Source organism: Vibrio sp. 10N.261.46.E11 (assembly GCF_041472735.1).
Classification (GTDB): domain Bacteria; phylum Pseudomonadota; class Gammaproteobacteria; order Enterobacterales; family Vibrionaceae; genus Vibrio.
The window spans coordinates 1-4,836 of the sequence record NZ_JBFRQW010000086.1 but is presented as its reverse complement, the minus strand read 5'-3'; the positions used below and the strand labels follow the sequence as shown (position 1 = coordinate 4,836).

At 39.6% G+C, this 4,836-nt stretch carries 7 protein-coding genes and 1 pseudogene; 3 read left to right on the top strand and 5 right to left on the bottom strand.

The genetic code is table 11. From position 1 onward, the window contains the following. Positions 1-266, bottom strand: a 266-nt coding sequence (locus AB4407_RS20555; protein ID WP_372121814.1) for a hypothetical protein, incomplete at its 3' end; no start/stop codon positions are given. Positions 267-369: 103 nt separating this feature from the next. Continuing rightward, on the bottom strand, positions 370-1,179 hold the full coding sequence (locus AB4407_RS20550; RefSeq protein ID WP_372121813.1) for a class I SAM-dependent methyltransferase: 810 nt from the start codon (positions 1,177-1,179) through the stop codon (positions 370-372). Between the two features lie 246 nt (positions 1,180-1,425). On the opposite strand from AB4407_RS20550, the gene AB4407_RS20545 reads away from it, so the two are divergent. Then, positions 1,426-1,710, top strand: a complete 285-nt coding sequence (locus AB4407_RS20545; protein WP_372121812.1) for a damage-inducible protein J — start codon at positions 1,426-1,428, stop codon at positions 1,708-1,710. After that, a complete protein-coding gene (locus tag AB4407_RS20540; protein ID WP_372121811.1) occupies positions 1,707-1,985 on the top strand; it encodes a type II toxin-antitoxin system RelE/ParE family toxin in 279 nt (92 codons plus the stop codon). Before AB4407_RS20545 ends, AB4407_RS20540 begins: the two co-directional genes overlap by 4 nt. A gap of 285 nt (positions 1,986-2,270) precedes the next feature. Here AB4407_RS20540 and AB4407_RS20535 read toward each other — a convergent pair whose 3' ends face one another. Both AB4407_RS20535 and AB4407_RS20530 read right to left on the bottom strand, forming a co-directional pair. Beyond that, positions 2,271-2,873 (bottom strand): putative adenosine monophosphate-protein transferase Fic, encoded by a 603-nt coding sequence (locus tag AB4407_RS20535; protein WP_372121810.1) that lies wholly within the window; start codon positions 2,871-2,873, stop codon positions 2,271-2,273. After that, a complete protein-coding gene (locus AB4407_RS20530; protein WP_372121809.1) occupies positions 2,866-3,321 on the bottom strand; it encodes a YhfG family protein in 456 nt (151 codons plus the stop codon). Before AB4407_RS20530 ends, AB4407_RS20535 begins: the two co-directional genes overlap by 8 nt. Positions 3,322-3,665: 344 nt before the next feature. Here AB4407_RS20530 and AB4407_RS20525 point away from each other — a divergent pair. After that, positions 3,666-3,916: pseudogene (locus tag AB4407_RS20525) on the top strand (transposase); the annotation flags it as partial. 254 nt (positions 3,917-4,170) lie between these two features. Here the strand turns inward: AB4407_RS20525 and AB4407_RS20520 are convergent. Then, positions 4,171-4,671, bottom strand: a complete 501-nt coding sequence (locus AB4407_RS20520) for a flavodoxin family protein (protein ID WP_372121808.1) — start codon at positions 4,669-4,671, stop codon at positions 4,171-4,173. Positions 4,672-4,836 lie beyond the last annotated feature (165 nt).

Sequence of the window (4,836 nt, the reverse complement as noted above, 5' to 3'; positions counted from 1 at the left end):
AACTTCTGGTGCGGATCAGATTTAGCAGACTCGTTTTCAATTAACGAACTAGCAGAAACGCCAGCCATGTTACTAGGGTCACTATATCCGACCTTATGACCGGAAAAAGACAAAAGTGAACCCAGAGCAAGAAGGATTAGCATTGAATAGAATGCATAATCACTAGAAAATGATAGTTTCAAATAGCCTGTGAAATACTCGAAAGTAACCACAATTAGTAGTGCTAATAAATTTGATAGTACTATCAACCTTACGAATTTAAACATATTCCCTCTGATACCAATAGAACAGCTAACGTCCCAATAAACGGTGAGTGTACGAGTGCCATAATGAAGCGAAACGGAATCGGCACACGCTTATGAATCCGACTTAACTGCTTTGTGAACTGGCTTTTCTAGCCATCACTAAACCATGATTACTTGATCCCAAAAGGCTTGCTTCATCACAATTTGCTAAATGATAATCTAACCATGTCTGATATTGAGTTGGCGTAAAGTTATTAACACCGTTAGATATGTAACGTCCAAATCCATCTGTTGCTGCGTGTCCAATTACATTAAACCCATTTTTGTTTACAAGATTTTCAATTTCACTAGGCGTTGCGAAATACCCGACCTTGAAAAAACTATCGGCTTTAGCGTTTGATACCGTGCCATGTTTATTTAACTCTAAAAGTACCTCCGGAGTGACTAGCTCTGGAAATTGTTGGGCAAACATACCAGCGACAAAGAAACGTGAAATATAGGCTATGGCTAGTACACCATTTGGCTTTAAAATCCTTAGTGCTTCATTAACCGCAAGCTCTCTTTCATGCAGAGTTTTTAGGTGGTACAAGGGCCCAAGAATTACACAAACGTCTTGAGAATTACTTTCGATAAATGACACATCACAAGCATTACCCTCAAACACTTTTAACTCAATACCTTCAGATTTTACTTTAGTATTTAAAATCTTCACTTGGTCAGGCGCAAGTTCTACTGCTGTAACATCACAACCTAATTTCACAAAATGTAAGGAATAGCGCCCCGTTGCTGCTCCTAACTCACATACTGATTTTCCTTTAAGTAAATAAGGTGTGAGTTTATGTATCGTAGTATCAAACTCTAACTGAGCGATATATTGCCGAGTTAGCCTTTCATCTTCGTTTGCACCCGTATATTGGGCTATCAATTCTTCCATTGGTAACATCCCCTTTCACCCAATTAAGTAGCTGACAACGCTACCATTACACAGTCTAGAACGATACTTAAAGGCATCGCCCTAACTAAAAACCACTTGAGTCTTCATGCCGTAGACCCAGATGGTAAAGTTATACTTCAGAAGTCAGTAACCCGCTCTAAACTGCTGATCCCATACTCGCTTGTTAGTTGCCCTTGCTCGACTCCAGTGCTAACATTTGTACACACGTCAATTTAGGAGTTACTCATGGATACTAGAATTCAATTTCGCGTTGATGACGAAGTTAAACGTTTAGCTCAGCAAATGGCTGAGAGCCAAGGTCGCACACTTAGCGACGCTTGCCGTGAGCTTACGGAGCAAATGGCTGAACAACAACGAAAAACATTAGCTCACGACACTTGGTTAGCTGAACAAGTTAACCTAGCATTTGAGAACTTTGACTCAGGAAAAGCTTCATTTGTTGATCATGACTCAGCAAAAACAAGAATGGCAGACCGAAAAGCTAAGATTCGCAGCCGAGATCAACAATGATTTTATGGGAAGAAGAATCACTTAATGATCGTGAGAAGATCTTTGAGTTTCTTTATGATTTCAACCCTGATGCGGCAGAAAAAACTGACGAAATTATCGAAGCCAAAGTAGAAAATTTACTTGAGCAACCACTAATGGGAGTTCAACGTGTTGGTATTCGAGGGCGATTACTAATTGTTCCTGATATCTCTATGGTCGTTTCGTACTGGGTTGATGGCTCAGCAGTGCGTGTCATGCGAGTTCTACACCAGAAGCAGAAATTCCCTACCGACTGATTATAATCAGTGGGCGAACTAACGAATGACACGCCCCCTTCAGAGGATTTGCCACACTTATGTGGTACTTAATTGCACCGGAAGCACCATGTCTGATTATTCTATCAACTAACTGTTTGATAATATTACTATCATAACCTAATCTTAGCCTCGCTCGCCTTGAAAAAAATCTCAAAACGATGTGCCCTTCATACTCAATCGTACAATTTACTTAATAAAGTGGCTTCGGGCTTGTTCAACACTTGGGATTTAGTGTTGGCTACGCAACACCTTAATCCTTATTCGTTAACTGCGCTTTTCAGCTTTAGTTACACAAACAGAAAACAGCTCTTTCATCGGCACATAATTACAATGATAACCATGGATATTTGCGGCTACCCACTGCTCAGAAGTAATACCAGTAAAATTAATATTGTAACCACAGTTGATTGCAATATGCTCAAACAACAAACGCTGAGCACGACCATTACCTTCTCGAAATGGATGTAGAACGTTAATGTCGCAATAATACTCAGCTAATTTAGTTAGAAATTCATCGTATGGTAGATCCACTAAATACTTATCTTTTTCTAACATTGAAAACAGATTATTCGCTTCTTTTTCAATCCTAACTACATTACAGAAACGTGTATTTCCCTTTGAAATATCAATCGTTCTTAGTTCGCCTGCCCATTCAAATAGATCGGAGAACAAAATGTGATGAATTGAACGCAGGTAGCTGAAATCGTAAGGAGGTAATTGAAACTCCACATACATTGCAGCTAACGTTGTTAAATCACGTTCAGCAGCCTCTAATACTGCTTCATTGCTGATATTGAGCTTATTAACAAGAACTGTACTATTTTCGTAAGTATAAGGATCTTGTGTTGTGCCATATTTATCAGCCATTGAGCGCCTCTAACGAATTTACGTTTGAGTATTTGTTCAACAAAATTTGACGTTGTTGCTCTCTATCGAGTGATAAATCGAAATCACTAGCAACATCATGTCCCTCTAAACGCATACTTTCTTTAAAGTTATCCATTTTAACTTGTTCGAAATAGGCATGTTTTTCTTCGTAAGAAGAAAGTATTGAATTACTTGGCATAACTAAATCAATGTCATTAAGTTGAGATTGAATCGTTTTTCCTGACTCAAAGACACCCCAGCTATTAATAGAAAAACGAAAGGTTCGACCTTGGCGCTCTCTTTGGATATTTAAGCCTAAATTTTCAACTAATGAGTTAACTACAGATTGTACTTTACGTTCAGAAATCCCAGTTGCAGCCACGATAGCTTGAGTATTTGGAGATTCCAATCGTGTCATTGCAGCTAAAACTAATAATTCGTACTTCATGCTTACCTCGCACATTTATGCGGAAATAATATTAGTCTACTACTCAAAGGGAATGATTACCATATTTGAAAGCTAAATTAATAAAGAAGCAGTTAACGATTAGCTAAGTGGCTAACAAACCTGCCACCCCACCCAATTAAAACACCTTAAACACACAACTAAACCGAACTAAAAGTACCAAACGTTTGTTAGTCCGTCTTTAGCGCCTTATTGAAGGAAGCCGCTGCACGGCAGAGTAAAACGAGTACAAGCCATACTCTTGTAACACCATCACCCTGATGGCCATTTACAGGAGTAACTTATGAATTCCACCGACTTAGAACGCTACAACACCCTTTATGAACAACACCTTACCGACTCTCAAGTTCTTACAGCTCATTTTGCAGCACGTGCTACCCAAAGGGTTACAACGAGTTCGGGTTACGGATTTTTACGTGGTCAAGCACACGCCTTAAGAGCCCGCATTCAACTGCTGTTATTGAACTTGGTCTATGGGATGCCGCCACTCACCGCCCCGATAAAGAGCAAAGCGACACGGGTATGCCCTTGCTGTGAGCATGAGATGGCGTGCGTTGGAGTGAGCCGACCCATGTAGCCGAAAGGCATTTGATAATAAGGAGAATGGCATTTACGAAAACAGAGGAGATGTGACGACGAAAGAAACGAAAAATAGCTAACTGCTTGATAAGATTGCTATCGCAACCTTATCTTGACCTCGCTCGCCTTGAGAAAAGCCTCAAAGCGGTGCGCCCTTCAAGTTCAATCGTACAATTTACTTAATAAAGTGGCTTCGGCTTGTTCAACACTTGGGATTTAGTGTTGGCTACGCAACACCTTAATCCTTATTTGTTATGTAACATTTTCAATAGCTTGCGCCGCACTATTTGTGATTTTAGCTAAATCAATTTCAGTTTGTATCGCAAGGTACTCACAGCCTTTGAACTCTAACTGCATATAATTTGCCGTCAACTCAAATGGTTCTACGAAACATTTTGGTAGCTCGACATTATATCCCGTTGATAGAACGGAAATAGACTTTCCTTTTAGCTTACGCCCTAACCCCTTTTCGATGGTTAGAAGATCTGATAAGCGATCAAAGAAAACTTTTAACTGAGCTGACATTGAATACCAGTAAACAGGTGAAGCAAATACCAAATGATCAAACCCGACTAACTCATGGACGATTGGAAGGAAGCTATCGTTTCTATTTTCATGCTCATAATCGTAAAAACTGATATCAAAGTCAGATAGATCAAACAATTTTGCATCAGACTGTTCAACGAAGGATTCGACTAATTTACGGGTATTCCCATCTGATTTGGAAGTACCTAATATTACTGCGATTTTCATTTAAACTCCATGTTACATAGCACTTAAGTATTTATCCGTTGTCGTAGCACAATGGATAAATACCTGTTGGACTTGGCTGCTTCTATCTATGGAGTTTGCTTTTTAGGACTGACTTGCGCTCCACTCTTATCATTAAGACCGGTACCCCGTCAGTGGTTCATTTTC

Excerpts from the sequence above, each read along its gene's own strand:
- AB4407_RS20550 (WP_372121813.1), bottom strand. The coding sequence starts at position 1,179 with ATGGAAGAATTGATAGCCCAATATACGGGTGCAAACGAAGATGAAAGG.
- AB4407_RS20545 (WP_372121812.1), top strand. The coding sequence starts at position 1,426 with ATGGATACTAGAATTCAATTTCGCGTTGATGACGAAGTTAAACGTTTA.
- AB4407_RS20540 (WP_372121811.1), top strand. The coding sequence starts at position 1,707 with ATGATTTTATGGGAAGAAGAATCACTTAATGATCGTGAGAAGATCTTT.
- AB4407_RS20535 (WP_372121810.1), bottom strand. The coding sequence starts at position 2,873 with ATGGCTGATAAATATGGCACAACACAAGATCCTTATACTTACGAAAAT.
- AB4407_RS20530 (WP_372121809.1), bottom strand. The coding sequence starts at position 3,321 with ATGAAGTACGAATTATTAGTTTTAGCTGCAATGACACGATTGGAATCT.
- AB4407_RS20520 (WP_372121808.1), bottom strand. The coding sequence starts at position 4,671 with ATGAAAATCGCAGTAATATTAGGTACTTCCAAATCAGATGGGAATACC.